This window comes from Kribbella sp. NPDC055110, from assembly GCF_053607525.1.
This window is the reverse complement of the sequence record NZ_JBSGTS010000024.1, coordinates 50,298-65,011: the sequence shown is the minus strand read 5'-3', so window position 1 is coordinate 65,011 and position 14,714 is coordinate 50,298. Positions and strand designations below refer to the sequence as shown.

At 69.7% G+C, this 14,714-nt stretch carries 16 protein-coding genes; 5 read left to right on the top strand and 11 right to left on the bottom strand.

What is annotated here, in order from left to right; genetic code table 11:
• Positions 1–63 precede the first annotated feature (63 nt).
• From ACWF0M_RS29665 to ACWF0M_RS29645, 5 genes are all read right to left on the bottom strand, one after another.
• Positions 64–1,293, bottom strand: coding sequence for a glutamate-cysteine ligase family protein (locus ACWF0M_RS29665; protein WP_452239011.1), 1,230 nt, complete (start codon positions 1,291–1,293; stop codon positions 64–66).
• A gap of 170 nt (positions 1,294–1,463) precedes the next feature.
• Positions 1,464–2,123: a (2Fe-2S)-binding protein gene (locus ACWF0M_RS29660; RefSeq protein WP_452239010.1), complete on the bottom strand. Its 660-nt coding sequence runs from the start codon at positions 2,121–2,123 to the stop codon at positions 1,464–1,466.
• Positions 2,120–2,893: an ABC transporter ATP-binding protein gene (locus ACWF0M_RS29655; protein WP_452239009.1), complete on the bottom strand. Its 774-nt coding sequence runs from the start codon at positions 2,891–2,893 to the stop codon at positions 2,120–2,122. The genes ACWF0M_RS29660 and ACWF0M_RS29655 overlap by 4 nt, the downstream gene beginning before the upstream one ends.
• 3 nt (positions 2,894–2,896) lie before the next feature.
• The gene (locus tag ACWF0M_RS29650; protein WP_452239008.1) at positions 2,897–3,925 is read right to left on the bottom strand and encodes a FecCD family ABC transporter permease; all 1,029 of its coding nucleotides are present in this window, start codon (positions 3,923–3,925) and stop codon (positions 2,897–2,899) included.
• Entirely contained in the window at positions 3,922–4,938 is a 1,017-nt protein-coding gene (locus tag ACWF0M_RS29645) for a FecCD family ABC transporter permease (protein ID WP_452239007.1), read from the bottom strand. The genes ACWF0M_RS29650 and ACWF0M_RS29645 overlap by 4 nt, the downstream gene beginning before the upstream one ends.
• 76 nt (positions 4,939–5,014) lie before the next feature.
• Between ACWF0M_RS29645 and ACWF0M_RS29640 the strand changes: the two genes are divergently transcribed.
• The gene (locus ACWF0M_RS29640; protein WP_452239006.1) at positions 5,015–5,992 is read left to right on the top strand and encodes an ABC transporter substrate-binding protein; all 978 of its coding nucleotides are present in this window, start codon (positions 5,015–5,017) and stop codon (positions 5,990–5,992) included.
• On the opposite strand, the gene ACWF0M_RS29635 is transcribed toward ACWF0M_RS29640, so the two are convergent.
• On the bottom strand, positions 5,993–6,619 hold the full coding sequence (locus ACWF0M_RS29635) for a hypothetical protein (protein ID WP_452239005.1): 627 nt from the start codon (positions 6,617–6,619) through the stop codon (positions 5,993–5,995). It lies immediately after the preceding gene.
• A gap of 119 nt (positions 6,620–6,738) precedes the next feature.
• Here ACWF0M_RS29635 and ACWF0M_RS29630 point away from each other — a divergent pair, with 119 nt between their 5' ends.
• Positions 6,739–7,383: a hypothetical protein gene (locus tag ACWF0M_RS29630; RefSeq protein ID WP_452239004.1), complete on the top strand. Its 645-nt coding sequence runs from the start codon at positions 6,739–6,741 to the stop codon at positions 7,381–7,383.
• Here the strand turns inward: ACWF0M_RS29630 and ACWF0M_RS29625 are convergent.
• The 5 genes from ACWF0M_RS29625 to folP are packed head-to-tail and all read right to left on the bottom strand — an operon-like array spanning position 7,380 to position 11,215.
• Positions 7,380–8,315: an alpha/beta hydrolase gene (locus ACWF0M_RS29625; protein WP_452239003.1), complete on the bottom strand. Its 936-nt coding sequence runs from the start codon at positions 8,313–8,315 to the stop codon at positions 7,380–7,382. The two genes, ACWF0M_RS29630 and ACWF0M_RS29625, sit on opposite strands and share 4 nt — an antisense overlap.
• 32 nt (positions 8,316–8,347) lie before the next feature.
• Positions 8,348–8,947, bottom strand: coding sequence for a hypothetical protein (locus ACWF0M_RS29620; RefSeq protein WP_452239002.1), 600 nt, complete (start codon positions 8,945–8,947; stop codon positions 8,348–8,350).
• 13 nt (positions 8,948–8,960) lie between these two features.
• Complete coding sequence (locus ACWF0M_RS29615) at positions 8,961–9,674, bottom strand: class III extradiol dioxygenase subunit B-like domain-containing protein (RefSeq protein WP_452239001.1); 714 nt, start codon at positions 9,672–9,674, stop codon at positions 8,961–8,963.
• 3 nt (positions 9,675–9,677) lie between these two features.
• Positions 9,678–10,403: a pyrimidine reductase family protein gene (locus ACWF0M_RS29610; protein ID WP_452239000.1), complete on the bottom strand. Its 726-nt coding sequence runs from the start codon at positions 10,401–10,403 to the stop codon at positions 9,678–9,680.
• Positions 10,403–11,215, bottom strand: coding sequence for a dihydropteroate synthase (gene folP / locus ACWF0M_RS29605; protein WP_452239070.1), 813 nt, complete (start codon positions 11,213–11,215; stop codon positions 10,403–10,405). The genes ACWF0M_RS29610 and folP overlap by 1 nt, the downstream gene beginning before the upstream one ends.
• Positions 11,216–11,457: 242 nt before the next feature.
• Here folP and ACWF0M_RS29600 point away from each other — a divergent pair, with 242 nt between their 5' ends.
• The 3 genes from ACWF0M_RS29600 to ACWF0M_RS29590 are packed head-to-tail and all read left to right on the top strand — an operon-like array spanning position 11,458 to position 14,482.
• Positions 11,458–12,774: an L-fuconate dehydratase gene (locus tag ACWF0M_RS29600; RefSeq protein WP_452238999.1), complete on the top strand. Its 1,317-nt coding sequence runs from the start codon at positions 11,458–11,460 to the stop codon at positions 12,772–12,774.
• Positions 12,771–13,520: an SDR family NAD(P)-dependent oxidoreductase gene (locus tag ACWF0M_RS29595; RefSeq protein ID WP_452238998.1), complete on the top strand. Its 750-nt coding sequence runs from the start codon at positions 12,771–12,773 to the stop codon at positions 13,518–13,520. Before ACWF0M_RS29600 ends, ACWF0M_RS29595 begins: the two co-directional genes overlap by 4 nt.
• Positions 13,520–14,482 (top strand): aldo/keto reductase, encoded by a 963-nt coding sequence (locus ACWF0M_RS29590; RefSeq protein WP_452238997.1) that lies wholly within the window; start codon positions 13,520–13,522, stop codon positions 14,480–14,482. The genes ACWF0M_RS29595 and ACWF0M_RS29590 overlap by 1 nt, the downstream gene beginning before the upstream one ends.
• The last annotated feature ends 232 nt before the right edge of the window (positions 14,483–14,714 follow it).

Below are 14,714 nucleotides of genomic sequence, written 5' to 3'. Positions count from 1 at the left end.
GGGAAGGCCGGGAGTCACAGCCCCATGAACCCGCCGGCGCCGGAGGCCCGGCAATGTGCACAGTCATGAGGCTCGCCTTCCGTGGGTGTTGTCGACGACGCGCTGCAGCCGGGTTGCGACGGCAGCGATGAGTTCTGGATCCGCACCGGTCCGGTCCATCACCTCGGTACCCAGAGCGACCACATCGCGCGCGGCACGCAGTACCAAGGCGTCGTTCAGCCCCTCGCGGGCCGCCGGGAACCAGCGGCCGACAGCAGGCTCGGCCGCGGCCAGCACCTGGTCGATCGGAGCGGACATCAGTGCGGTGAGCAGCAGGGTCGGGGCGATCCACCCGTCCCCCGGCTGCGCGTCGAGGTAGCGCACCTCGAGATACCCGCGCGGCCGGACCGGCGGGAACAGCGTGGACAGGTGGTAGTCGAGATCGTCGTACGTCGGTCTGTCGCCGGGCAGCTGTCCGTCCGCCCACGCCCCGAACGTCAGCCCGACGGGTGCATCCCAGGTGTCGCCCCGCCGTATGCACAGCACCGGCGCCTCCATCGCCGTCCGGGCCCAGGCAGCGGCCGGATCAGCCATGTCGGCGTCGAGCGGCGGCGGCTCGGTGAAGGGGGCACAGGTGCCGAAGGTCGCCTGCGTGCGAGCCGAGGCCCAACCTGTGTCGGTGCCGGCGCGGCGGCGGGAGTTGGCGAACAGGCCGACCAGAGCGGGACCGAGGTCGTGCAGTGCGCGCCACCGCAGAGCAGACTGGTCCGCTTCGCCGGCGTCGATGCAGATCTGCAGGCCGGCCGTGCTGCACATCATCCGCGGCCCGTGCGGTCCGAGGCGCTGGAATGCGTGTTCCATGGCGGCGTACCGCGGGACGGTGAGGATACGGCGCGGGCTGCGGAAGGCGTCCAGGCCGTAGGCGCCCAGGACCAGGTCCGCGTCCAGAAGGAGAGCCGTCAGCTCGGCGGCGTCGGCGGCGGTGTCGTCGATCAGCTGCGGGATCGAGTCCGACGCGGGGCCGGAGATCTCTACCTGGCCACCCGGCTCCACGGTGACCAGAGCGCCCCGGCTGAGCGGCAGCTGCGGACTGCCTCTCACCAGGGTCGCAGGGGCGTGCACGCCCAGGGCTTTGCTCAGTAGGCCGGCGTCGAGGGGCCGGTGCGGATCATCCGCATGATGCACTGTCCACTCGAGCTCGACGCCGAACAACCGAGGTGGACCGTGCTTGAAACAGACCATCGCGACGTAGCCCTCCGCCTCGGCCCGGGAGCCGATCGGAGTCGTCGCCGGAGAACCACCGGACGAGGTCACGTCAGCGAACCTAGCTCCGGGCCAGGGGCTGGACAACCGACCAGAAATTACCTGCCGGTGACGTCTGGGGTGTGTGTCGACTCATGCCGACCATGCTTCCCGAGGCCACCGACAGTTTCCGGCCGGATCCGGACGCAGCCGGCGCTGATTCAGCTCTGAGCGAAATCGGGTCAGCGGAACCGCGGACAGGTGGTGCAGGCAGCCACGTTCGGCAGCACGTAGAAGTAGCAGCAGGACGTGCGCAGCTTCTCCTCCAGCGACACCCCGAACGCCGTCGCCGCGCTCTCGGCGTACGGCGCATCCTCCGGCAGCCGGATCGCCGCCCGCACCTCGTCGTCCACCGCACCGAACCGCTGCAGCGACCCCAGCTTTACGCCGGGCTTGTAGCCGTCCAGAAACGCCTCGGTATGGTCCCTGAGCTGTACCGCCGCCGTAGCCAGCGGCACGACCTCATCCGACAGCAACGCCACCTGAGCCGGGTAGTGCGCGACTGGGTGCCGCTTGAACGCCAACGACGCCGGCGACACGTCCGGAGACATCCCGGTGACTGCACTGGTCACACCTGCGACCAGCGACGGCACCTGGACGTACCACATCAGCGTGAACATGGCCGCGACCTGCACCGGCGGCTCGATCGAGTAGTCCCGCGCATAGTCGGCTGCTGCGGCTGCGCGCCACGAGTACGTCGGGTCACCGCCGGCCCGCTGTTCCGCGATTAGTTCCGCACACGAGACCCAGTCCGGTCCGGGCACCGCGTCCGCCGTACGGACCGACAACCAGCTGACCGAGTCAGCCAGGATGTCCGCCAGGCGGCTCACGGTGTAGCTCATCCAGCCAGCCTACGATCCGGTACGACGACCGGTGCGCCGCCGACTTCCACCACCGTGGCCTTCAGCCCGAACACCTCGTCCAGCAACGCCGCTGTCAGTACGTCGACCGGACGGCCCTGTGCAGCGATCTGCCCGTCGCCCATGACCACCAGGTGGTCGGCGTACTGCGCTGCCAACGTCAGGTCATGCAGCACCGCCACGACCGTCCGGCCGGAGGTTGCGGCCGCGTGGACCACGTTCATCACGTCTACCGCGTGCGCGAGGTCCAGGTACGTCGTTGGCTCGTCGAGCAGCAGGTGCTGCGTCCCCTGTGCCAGCACCATCGCAATCCACACCCGCTGCCGCTGGCCACCGGACAGCTGGTCGACTGGCCTGTCGCGGAGCTCTGTCAGCTCTACTGCCTGCAGTGCCTCGTTGATCGCGGTGTCGTCCGCACTTGTCAGCCGCCCGAACAGACCACGATGCGGATGCCGTCCCCGCGACACCAGCTCGGCGGCCGTGATCCCCTCCGGCGTCACTGGCCCCTGCGGCAGGACACCGAGCTTGCGGGCCAGCTCACGCGCCGGCAGCTGGTGAATGTCCTTGCCGTCCAGCAGCACCCGCCCACTCTTCGGAGCGAGCAGTCTGCTCATCCCACGCAGCAGTGTGGACTTGCCGGACCCGTTCGGCCCGACAACTGCGGTCAGCTGACCAGACGGCACCTCCAGCGTCAGTCCGTCGACCACCGGCGCATCAGCGTCGTACGCGAGGGTCAGGTTCTCGACGTGCACGGTTCAGCGTCCCTTCTGCTGACGGCCGATGAGGTGAAGCAGGTACGGCGCTCCGCACGCAGCAGTGACCACGCCGACGGGTAACTCGTACGGACCGACCTGTGCCCACTGCAGGCCGTTCCGCGCCAGGAGGTCAGCCAGTACGACGAACAGCGCGCCGAGCATCGCAGCGGTCAGCAACGGCGGTCGCTCCATCCGCGTCAGGCGCAGCGCGACCTGTGGCGCCACCAACGCGACGAATGCGATCGGACCGGCACCCGCAGTCGCCATCGCGGCCAGCACTGTCGCGATCACCAGCAGCACCAACCGGATCCGTGCCACCCTGACGCCGAGCGACGACGCCACGTCGTCACCGAGCACCAGCGCGGACAGGTCCCGGTTGAACATCATTGCTACCGGCAACAGCAGCACAACCGCGATCAGCACCGGAATCGCGTCACTCCAGGCCCGTGAGTTCAACGAGCCCGCCAGCCAAGCGGCCGCCCGGCCGGCGTCGTTGACGTCGCCGATCACCAGCAGCCAGGCGACCAGCGAGTTCGCGGCGGCCGCGATCCCGACACCGATCAGCACCACCTTGCCCGCGTCCACCACACCGCGTTGGATCGACAACGCACCGACGATCAGCGTCGCCACCAGCCCGCCGAGTACTGCGGCCAACGGGATCCCGACCTTGGCCGCGAAGCCCGAGATGTTGCCGCCACCGGTGCCGGCCAGCACGATCACCGCGACGGCGCCCGCGGACGCACCGGAGTTCACGCCGACGATGTCCGGGCTGGCGAGCGGGTTGCGGGACAGCGTCTGCAGGAGCGCGCCGGACACGGCGAAGGCGAATCCGACGAGCAGCCCGGTCGCGACTCGCGGCATGCGCAGTTCCAGTACGACGAGCCGGGTGCCGCGACGGCCCCCGCCGAGGAGTACTTCGACCACGTCCGCGAGCGGGAGTTTCGCCGTACCGACGCTCAAGGAGACCAATGCGACGACGATCGCGAGGGCCGCGAACAGGACGCTGAGGACCACCGTCCGCGATCTCACAGCGCCACCGCCCGGCGGCGTACGACGAGCACGAACATCGGAGCCCCGACGATGCCGAGGACGACCCCGGCCTGTACTTCGCCTGCGCCGCCGACGAGCCGGCCGACGAGATCCGCAAGTACCAAGGCGGTCGCGCCGATGACGCCCGCGGCCGGGATCAGCCACGTGTTGCGGGCGCCGAAGATCCGTCGCGCGACGTGCCCGGACAGCAAGCCCAGGAACCCGATCGGGCCGCACGCCGCGACACCGGCCGCGGTGAGCAGGCCGATCGCGCCCAGACCGAGCAGCCGGGCCCGGCGGATCGACAGCCCGAGCCCCGCGGCCACATCGTCGCCCAGGGCAAGCACGTCGAGATCACGCGCATTGACCGCGGCGAGCAGCAAGCCGACCACCGCGAACGGCAGGACCTGGCCGGCGACATCCATTCCGCGGCCGGCCACCGACCCGACCGCCCAGAACCGGTAACTGTCCAAGGTGTCCGCGTCGAGGAGCACGATCGAGGACGTCAGCGCTCCGAGCAGCGCCGCGACCGCCGCACCCGTCAGCGCCAGGCCGACCGGAGTCGACCCGGTGCCCCGCGATGCCAGTCGCTGTACGGCGAACGTCGCGATCAACGCGCCCAGCAAGGCGAACCAGACCGTCGACGAGACGGACTCGACGAGGCCCAGCTGGAGCCCGAGGACGACCGCGAACGCCGCGCCGGAACTCACACCGAAGATGCCTGGCTCGGCCAACGCGTTCCGGGTGTGCCCCTGCATCAACGTGCCGGCGATCCCGAGACAGAGCCCGATCAGCACCGCGACAACCGTCCGCGGAAACCGCAAGCTGCGCACGATCACATCCGGGTCCGAACCGGTGTTCGCGGTCAGCGCGTGCCACAACGCTCCCGGTCCGAGCCAGCGCGAACCGAGCGCGAGGCTGGCCGCGAATGCGAGCACCAGGACGACTACCAGGGCGAGGAGTGCGGCGGCACGGCGTACCGGTCGACTCGCAGTGGGAGTGGCGGAGCACATATGGTTAGGTTTGCCTTACTTCGCTGTGGTCGTGAGTCACCTTATCCCGTTGTTGTCCCGTTGCTTGGAGACCCCTGTGCGCCTGCCCCGCGTCACCGCTCTGCTCGCTGTCGCGGCTCTCGCTCTCTCGGCCTGCGGGTCGTCGGACTCTGACGACCCAGCCTCAGGCGCGGCCGCGAGCGCCGGATTCCCGCGGACCGTCGAGCACGCGATGGGCAAGACCGAGATCAAGACCAAGCCGAAGCGGGTGGTCGCACTCGACACCAGCTACGTGGACGCGACCCTGATCCTGGACACGCCGGTCGTCGGGTACACCGACTACCGCACGATCAACGGGAAGCTGCCGGACTACCTCGGCGACGACCGGACGACGTACGGCGCCGACGCCCAGTCGGTCGGCACGCTCGCCGAGCCGAACCTGGAGAAGATCGCCGAACTCAACCCGGACCTGATCATCACCGCGAAGGTCCGGCACGAGAAGCTGTACGACCAGCTGTCCGCGATCGCGCCGACGATCATGTCCGAGACCACCGGGGCGACCTGGAAGGACAACATCCGGCTGGAGGCGAAGGCGGTCGGCGCGGAGGACCTGGCCGAGAAGGAGATCTCGGCGTACGAGCAGGCCGCGAAGACCGTCGGCGCCGCGATCAACGCGAAGGCCGGTGATCCGACGATCTCGGTGGTCCGGTTCGTCGACGGACCGACCCGGCTGTACCAGAACGCGAGCTACTCCGGGATCGTGCTCAAGGACGCCGGCCTGAAGCGGCCGAAGTCGCAGGACGTCGCCGGCTTCGCGCTCGAGATCAGCCCGGAACGAATCAAGGACGCCGACGCCGACGCGATCTTCGTGGCGACGTACGCCGACGACAAGGGCCTGAGCAAGAAGACCGAGGCCCAGTTCAAGGCCAACCCGCTCTGGAAGCCGCTGGCCGCGAAGGTCCACGACGTCCCCGACCTCACCTGGATGACCGCCGTCGGCCTCCAAGGCGCCTGGTCCGTCCTCACCGACCTCGCCAAAACCTTCGACGTCCCCGCCCCCGTCAAGCCCGCCTGATCAGCTGACTTTGAAGTCCTCGGTCTTCGTGCCCTTGGCACCGGCCTCGGTCACGACGGACACCGTCAGGTGATAGACGCCGCGGATCTCCAGCAAGTCGCGTGTGAAGTAGAAACTCTCGCCGCAAGATTCACCCCGCGCCGTTTTGATGACGACGGATCCGCGTTTGAGCACCCAGGTCGGATAGCAGCCGGTGGACGGGTAGTGACCCGTCTCATCCAGCACCTGGGCCCTGGTAGTCGGCTGCGAGGCGGCGCGGTACTCGCCCGGTCCGATCTTGCCGCTGCTGCCCATCTGAATGGTGATGGCCAGGGTTCCGGGTGCCAGGGTCTGCGGTGTGCTCGAACTCCCGGGATCCGTGATCTGGGCGACCGGTGTCTCCGTCACGGTCTCGGTGACTGTGCTGGTGGTGGTTGCGGTCGCGGTGGTGGTCGACAGGACGGTGGTCGGCGGCGGCGCTGGATTGATGGCGGCCGGGAGTACGTCGGCCTGGCCGAGGAGGACAGTGAGGATGCCGCCGGCCACGGTGCAGGCGGTGGACAGGATGGTGATGAACGCCGGATGCCGGTGCCAGGCGTACTGCTTCTCGTCCGGGTCGACAGGCGTGTCTGACTTGCTCTGGTGCACGGTGGTTCCCCCCACGGTGACATGTCCGGTGGCCCCCCAGCCAACGGTGTGATGCTCAACGATGGACCAAAACCGTGCGGGCGTCCACTGCGGAGAGTGACGGAGTTTAGGCTTCGGGTATGACGGCTCTGACGCGTTGGCATGTCGGTCCGTGGACGACGCGTGGGACGCGGGTCGGGGAAGCGTTCGAGCCGGGGCGGAGGCGGACGCCGGACGAGTTGAACTTCGATGTGGTCGGGCTGGCGCGGATCCTAGGGCGGCGGTTGTCGGGGCGGGGCGAGCTGCAGGTGCGGCTGTGGCAGAACGAGCTGCGGCCGACGCACACGCGACAGTGCGGGGTGCACACGCTGGCGGATCCGTCGAATGCCCAGCTCCTGCACGACAACGCCCAGGAAGCTCTTGCCTGGTTGGGCGAGCGCGCGCCGGCCGGCTACGAGTTCGTCCTCACGGAGGCGGTCGAGCTACGCCCGCTACATGACCTGTCCGCCGCAGTCGTCGCCGTCGACGCAGTCGTCGAGCTGGCCGACGTACCACTGCCTGCTGCACGTCTGGCAACAGCTCATGTACGTCGTTCCGCTGCAGGTGACTGGTACGCCGGGGACGCTGTGTGCAACTGGTCAGGCCCGCACACCACGTCCGACGAAGCAGTGACCGCCGTACAGCACGCCCGTGTCGAGCTGGTGGAGCAACTACGCGCTGCGGGACGCGACGATCTCGCCAACACCGCGTCCCGCTGGGCGGCCGTCCCCGTCGAGTCGGATTAGCCGGCAGTTTCCGGAAACTTTTCGCCATCAGGCGACGAATTCTTTCCGGAAAGAGCCACCAGGTGGCGGTTGAGGAAGGCGAGTTCGGCCTCGACGACCTGTTCGTGGGCGTCACGGAACGGCGCGTAGTGGTTGCCGGGGACCTGGAGTACGTCGGCGTTCGGGGTGCTCGCGGCGGCCTTGAGAGTCGGGGCCGCTAGGGCGGACTGGTCGTCCTCGCACACGACGTACAGGATCGGGCAGCGGGCGTTGGCGGCGTACTTGAGCGGGCGGTAGAGCGCGGCCGGGAAGACGGAACGGGCTGCGATCGCCTGCTGCCAGTCGGGGTAGCGGTTGTCCGGGTTGAGGGTCTCGCTGCTCAGTTGTGCGTCCGGGGTGTTGAGCAGCGCCACCGTCCCGGGCGGGCCGGCGAGATCCACCAGGCGGACCGGACGCCCGAAGAGGCTCCCGACCACGTCAAGCAGGCTTCGGCCGATCAGGCGGAGTGCGCTGCCGGGCGTCTGGTAGCGGGAGGCGTTGCGGGTCACGGTGGGGCCGTCGACGTTGGCTGACTGGGCGATCGCCGCTGCGATGCCGAGGTCCTCCGCGGCGAGCTGCACGATGTATCCGCCGGGCAGCGAGAACGCCCAGATCGCCACCCGTTCGACGTCGGGAATGGTCTTGGCGTACGCGATCGCGGCCCGCCAGTCGGCCAGCTGATCCGACACGCGCGCCACCTGCCGCGGCTCTCCCCCACTCTCGCCGAGGTTGCGGTGGTCGAACGCCAGCACACTGAATCCGGCCGCGGCGAACCGCTCCGCGAACCGGTCCGTCCCCGGCTCCTTCGTGACGCCGAAGCCGCCGGTCATCACCACGCACCCGTCGTTGGTCCCCGGGTAGTGCCAGGCCGCGCACGCGACGCCGCCACTCGTGAAGCTCACCTTCTCGCGCATACTCAAAGTGAACCACGTGGTTCGCAAAACGTCTAGGCGCGTTCTTCACGCTCCAGGGCGCGTAGCAGGGCCGCGAACCCGGCCTCGATCCCGGCCGCGTCCCCGCTCGTCCGCCACTCGATCAGGAACCCGCGCAGCGTCGCGAGGATCAGCTCCGCGACCTCCGTCTTGCGCTGCTCCTCCCAGGCGTTCGGGCACAGCGACAGCAACGCGGGCAGGTACTGGCGCGAGGCCGATCGCGCGAGGTCGGCGTACCGCCCGGCGTCGTACATCGCGAGCCCGATCGCCTGGTCGAGCACCCACGACTCGACGCCGATCAGAGTCGGCCACATCGACCGTACGCGGTCCGCCAACGGCCGGTCCGGGCCCCCGCCGGCAGCCTCCATCGCCCGGCTGATCCGGCGTTCGCGCAGTTGCAGGACCGCCTGCGTGAGGAGGTCCTCGGGTCCGTCGAAGTGGTACAGCAGCACCTTGTGCGTCGTACCGGCCGCCCGCGCCGCCCGCCGGAGCGAGAAGTCCACCAGCCCGTTGGCCCCGAGCTCGTCCGCGACCTTGTCCAGCAACTCGCGCCGCCGCGCCTCACCCCGCGGCGACTTCGCCGACCGCCGATACCCCGTACGTTCTTCCGTCATCCGGCCAGTATGTCTAGGCGAAGCTGGCGACGAAGTAGCCGACGCCGTACGGCGCTGCTTCGTAGGTCAGGTCGCCGGACAGCGACGTACCTTCGAGGGCTCCGGCGAGGACCTGCCATGGCGCGCGGCCGGCAGCCTGGAGCTCGGTGGCGAGGTCGGGGTCGAGGGCCTTGAGTACGTCGAGATCCCTGTGGTGCAAGGCGTTCGCGACGGTGGTGTCGAAGATCTCGGCGCGCGGATGCAGGTGTACGGGCGAGTGCTCGCTGCGACGGGCCGAGCCGTCGCCCATCACCAGCAGACCGACCCGATCGTTGCCGTCAGCAATCTCTCGCCCGAGGTGTACGCATTCGCTCGGCGCGGTGTCGGGCGGGACCGCACGATAGGTGCGCGGGAGCCGCGCGGCCTTCGTCTGCTCGAGCAGCCAGCCGCCGATCGCCAGCGACAACGGGAGGACGGGCGGGCCTGAACCGAACCGCACGCCGGGCGCACCGTAGGCACCGAACGATCCGCCTGCGGCGGCGTCATAGCTGTGAGGAAGGGCCGACGCGCCCGTGGCGGGAGGGGGCGTGGCGGCGCCGATTACGAGGATTGTGGTTGCGGTGGCCAGCGCGTCGACTGCCGCTAGGCAGGCGGCGCGGAGATCGTCTAGCTCGGGTGCGGCGCCGGACGCGACTTCGGGCACGAGGAGCGGCGGATGCGGGCAGACCGCCGCAGCAACGACAGGCACGACTCAGGCCTCCCGGAGGTAGCGGAAGAACAGGTAGTCGTCCCCCGCGGACAGGGCCGATTCGAGCTTCATCCGACGGGTCAGGGTCGACGGAGCCCCGGCGGTGATCCGGCTGGACCCCGGTCCCGCCAGCAGCGGGGCCAGCGCGAGACACAGCTCGTCGACCAGATCAGCCGCGGTCAACGCGCCGAGCAGATGCGGCCCGCCCTCGGACAGGATCTGCGTCATCCCGCGCGCGGCGAACTCGTCGACGACCGCCTGCAGGTCGACCTCGGCCTCCCCCAGCACGAGCACCTCGGCAACCTCCGCCAGCGCCTCCCGGCGGTCCTCCGGAGAGCTCGCATGCGTGACGACGATCGGCCGTACGGCGGACTTGAACACCGGATTCACCGGACTCAGCTCGAGCCGAGACGACACGATCGCGAGCGTCGGATTCTCCGCGAGCCCGGCTGCCGTACGCCATTCGCGTGCCTTCGCCGACAACTTGAGCGGGTTGTAACCCTCGTCGCGGATCGTCCCCGCGCCGACCAGGACGACGTCCGCCAACCGCCGGACCACGCTGAACACCCGGCTGTCAGAGTCGCTCGACAGGGCCTTCGACTGGCCGTCGATCTCGACCGCACCGTCCAGGCTGCTCACGAAGTTGGCGCGCAGGTGCCGCACCGCTCGGTCCGCGACCTCGTAGGTCGCGATCAGTTCCTCGTCGCTGAGATCGTCCAGACGGCGCATCAGGCCAGGCTCCTTCGGGTTCCGGCGGGCTGCGCGGTGCCACGCAGTACGGCGATGAAGTCGAGGGCCTGCCGCGCGGCCGGTACGTCGTGCACGCGGAACACGCGGGCGCCCAACCAGGCAGAGATCGTGAGCGCCGCAAGGGTGCCGTTGCCGCGCTGACCTGGCGGGAGTTCGAGGGTCTCACCGATGAAGTCCTTGTTCGACACCGCGACCAGGACGGGCCAGCCGGTGGCCGCGAGCTCGTCGAGGCGGCGGGTCAGCTCCAGCGACTGCAGCGTGTTCTTGCCGAAGTCGTGCGTCGGGTCGATCAGGATCCCGTCGGGGCGGACGCCGGCGGCGAGCGCGCGGTCCGCGAGGGCGGTGGTCGTGCGGATCACGTCCGCGACCACGTCGTCGTACGCCATCCGGTGCGGATCTGTGCGCGGCGAGAGGCCGCCGACGTGGCTGCAGACCAGCCCGGTGCCGGCCTCGGCGGCGGCGTTCACCAGGTCGGGATCGGCACCCGCCCAGGTGTCGTTGATCAGGTCGGCGCCGGCCTCCGCGACCTGCCGGGCGACACCGCTGCGGTACGTGTCCACGCTGATCACGAGATCGGGATGGCGGGCGCGGATGGCGGCCACGAAGTCCACGGTCCGGCGGAGTTCCTCGGTCTCGCTGACCGGTTCGCCGTACCCGGCCTTCACGCCACCGATGTCGACCAGGTCGGCACCCTCCGCGACGGCCTTGTCGATCGCCGCGAACGCCGCGTCGGTGGCGTAGGTCGCCCCGCGGTCGAAGAACGAGTCCGGCGTCCGGTTGACGATCGCCATCAGCGCGAATTCGCCGACCCCGAAGGACCGGCCGCCCAGCCGGAGGACCCCGTCGCCCGTGTTCACGCGACCGACTGTACGTGGGTGGACCGCCACGCAGGCAGAACCCCCACTTCAGGCCCTCGACGGGCGTGAAACCCGGGGTTCTGCCTGCATAGCGGTCCGGGGCAACCTATCGCGGGAGCCCCATATCCTATAGGATCCGTCCCGACAGTCCGCCCACGCAGCAGATCGGGTCCTCGATGCCACGATTCACCGAGTTCGAGACGTACGACGTCCGCTTCCCCACGTCGCTGGACCTGGACGGCTCCGACGCGATGAACACCGACCCGGACTACTCCGCGGCGTACGTGATCCTGCGGACCGACGCCGGCGACGGGCTCGAGGGGCACGGTTTCGCGTTCACGATCGGTCGCGGCAACGACGTCCAGACGACCGCGATCGAGGCGCTCCGCGACTACGTGGTCGGGCTCGACCTGGACGCCACGCTGAGCGACCTCGGCGGCTTCTGGAAGTCGCTCGTGCACGACTCGCAGCTGCGCTGGCTCGGCCCCGAGAAGGGCGTCATGCACATGGCGATCGGTGCGGTCGTCAACGCGGTGTGGGACCTGGCCGCCAAGCGCGCCGGCGTACCGCTGTGGAAGCTGCTGTCCGACCTGACCCCCGAGCAGATCGTCGACCTGGTCGACTTCCGGTACCTGACCGACGCGCTGACGCGGGACGAGGCGCTGGACATCCTGCGCAAGGCCGAGGCCGGTCGCGCCGAGCGGGAAGCGGTACTGCGGGAGCGCGGCTACCCGGCGTACACGACGACTCCCGGCTGGCTCGGGTACGACGACGCGAAGCTGGTCAGGCTCTGCCACGAGGCGGTCGCCGAGGGGTTCACGCAGATCAAGCTCAAGGTCGGCGCGAACCTGGACGACGACATCCGCCGGCTGCGGCTGGCCCGCGAGGCGGTCGGCCCGGACATCCGGATCGCGGTCGACGCGAACCAGCGCTGGGACGTCGGCGACGCGATCACCTGGATCGAGGCCCTGAAGCCGTACGACGTCTGGTGGGTGGAGGAACCGACCAGCCCGGACGACATCCTCGGGCACGCGACGATCGCGCGGGCGATCGCGCCGATCAAGGTCGCGACCGGTGAGCACGTACAGAACCGGATCGTGTTCAAGCAGCTGCTCCAGGCCGAGGCGCTGTCGGTACTGCAGCTCGACTCGGCCCGGGTCGCGGGCGTCAACGAGAACGTCGCGAACCTGTTGCTGGCGGCGAAGTTCGGCGTACCGGTGTGCCCGCACGCGGGTGGGGTAGGACTGTGTGAGCTGGTCCAGCACCTGTCGATGTTCGACTACGTCGCAGTCAGCGGATCGTTGGACGATCGGGTGATCGAGTTCGTGGACCACCTGCACGAGCACTTCCTGGACCCGGTGGTGATCCGGGACGGGCACTACGTGGCACCGGTACGGCCCGGGTTCGGCGCCGAGATGGACGTGGAGACGCTGACCGACTTCCGGTTCCCGGGTGGCAAGATCTGGACCGACCTGAACAAGGAGAACAAGTGACCGATTTCGCCGGCCTCCGCGCAGTTGTCACCGGAGGCGCGCAGGGTATCGGGCTCGCCGCCGCCTCGTTGCTCGCCGCCCGCGGCGCCCAGGTGGTCGTGTTCGACCTGAAGCCGGAGGTCGCCGAGCCGCTGACCGGGATCGCCGCCGACGTCACCGACGACGCCTCGGTGCGGGACGCGGTCGCCGCCGCCGCGCTGCAGCTCGGCGGGATCGACATCGTGGTGAACAACGCCGGCATCGGAGCGCAGGGCAACGTGACCGCGAACGACGACGACGAATGGCACCGCGTGCTCGACGTGAACGTGGTCGGGATCGCGCGCGTGACCCGGGCCGCGCTGCCGCACCTGCGGAAGTCTTCCTCGGCGGCCATCGTCAACACCTGTTCGATCGCGGCGACCGCCGGCCTGCCGAATCGGGCGCTGTACTCGGCCAGCAAGGGCGCCGTCCTGGCGCTGACGATGGCGATGGCCGCGGACCACGTGCGCGAGGGGATCCGGGTGAACTGCGTGAACCCGGGTACGGCGGACACGCCGTGGGTCGGACGCCTGCTCGACGTCGCGACGGACCCGGCCGCGGAGCGTGCGGCGCTCGAGGCGCGGCAGCCGATGGGCCGCCTGGTGTCGGCCGACGAGGTCGCCCACGCGATCGCGTACCTGGCGAGCCCGCTGTCCGGATCCACCACGGGTACGGCGCTGGCGGTCGACGGTGGCATGCAGAACCTGCGGCTCCCGGCGGCGCGCTGATGCGGATCTTCCCGGAGGGTCAGCGCATCGGGCTCGGCGGCGCGCCGCTGGGCAGTCTGCTCGGCGAGGTGACCGACGCCGACGCGATCGCGACCGTGAACGCGGCCTGGGACGAGGGGTGGCGATACTTCGACACCGCGCCGCACTACGGGCTCGGGCTGGCCGAGGAACGGCTGGCTCTGGGGCTGGCCGGGAAGCCGCGCTCGGAGTACGTCCTGTCGTCCAAGGTCGGGCGGATCATCTACGAGGCGGACGCCGACGCACCCGACGACGAAGGGTTCGCGGTCAGTACGCGGCGGCGCCGGCGGTGGGACTTCTCGCGGGACGGCGTACTGCGGAGCATCGAAGACTCGTTGCGGCGGATCGGGACCGATCGGCTGGACGTGGTGTTCGTGCACGACCCGGACGATCATTTCGAGGAGGCGGTCGCGACCGCGTTCCCGACGCTGATCGAGCTGCGCGAGCAGGGCGTGATCGGCGCGATCGGGTCCGGGATGAACCAGTCCGCGATGCTGACCCGGTTCGTGCGGGAGGTCGACATCGACGTGATCATGCTGGCCGGCCGGTACACGTTGATCGATCCGGACGGGCTGGACGACGTACTGCCCGCGTGCCTGGAGAACGACGTGCAGGTCGTTGCTGTCGGCATCTTCAACTCCGGGCTGATGTCGCAGCCGCGGCCCGCGGCCGGGACGACGTTCAACTACGAGCCGGCGGCGGAGTCGCTGATCGACAAGGCCAACAAGCTCGCAGACGTCTGCGAGTCGCACGGCACCACGCTGCCGGCCGCGGCACTCGCGTTCCCGTTGGCCCACCCCGCAGTCGCCGGCATCGCCGTAGGCTGCCGCACCGCAGAAGAAGTCCACACCAACGCAACCCTCGCCCACACCGAGATCCCCCCAGCCGTCTGGTCAGACCTAAAGTCAGCCGGCCTCCTACGCGAAGACGCCCCCACCCCGTAGCAGATGTGCGCGAGGGGAGGAGGCGCGCGGCCCACATCCTCTCCCTCGCGCAGGGCAGTCCTACCCCGTAGCAGATGTGCGCGAGACGAGCAGGCGGACCGCCCGCAACCTCTCCCCCGCGCGGGACGGTCCTACTCCGTAGCAGATGTGCGCGAGGGGAGGAGGCGCGCGGCCCACATCCTCTCCCTCGCGCAGGGCAGTCCTACCCCGTAGCAGATGCGCGCGAGACGAG

Bases quoted from the DNA above. Each gene is read 5' to 3' on its own strand.
- ACWF0M_RS29660 (WP_452239010.1), bottom strand. From the start codon at position 2,123: ATGAGCTACACCGTGAGCCGCCTGGCGGACATCCTGGCTGACTCGGTC.
- ACWF0M_RS29645 (WP_452239007.1), bottom strand. From the start codon at position 4,938: ATGTGCTCCGCCACTCCCACTGCGAGTCGACCGGTACGCCGTGCCGCC.
- ACWF0M_RS29630 (WP_452239004.1), top strand. From the start codon at position 6,739: ATGACGGCTCTGACGCGTTGGCATGTCGGTCCGTGGACGACGCGTGGG.
- ACWF0M_RS29625 (WP_452239003.1), bottom strand. From the start codon at position 8,315: ATGCGCGAGAAGGTGAGCTTCACGAGTGGCGGCGTCGCGTGCGCGGCC.
- ACWF0M_RS29620 (WP_452239002.1), bottom strand. From the start codon at position 8,947: ATGACGGAAGAACGTACGGGGTATCGGCGGTCGGCGAAGTCGCCGCGG.
- ACWF0M_RS29610 (WP_452239000.1), bottom strand. From the start codon at position 10,403: ATGCGCCGTCTGGACGATCTCAGCGACGAGGAACTGATCGCGACCTAC.
- folP (WP_452239070.1), bottom strand. From the start codon at position 11,215: ATGGCGATCGTCAACCGGACGCCGGACTCGTTCTTCGACCGCGGGGCG.
- ACWF0M_RS29600 (WP_452238999.1), top strand. From the start codon at position 11,458: ATGCCACGATTCACCGAGTTCGAGACGTACGACGTCCGCTTCCCCACG.
- ACWF0M_RS29590 (WP_452238997.1), top strand. From the start codon at position 13,520: ATGCGGATCTTCCCGGAGGGTCAGCGCATCGGGCTCGGCGGCGCGCCG.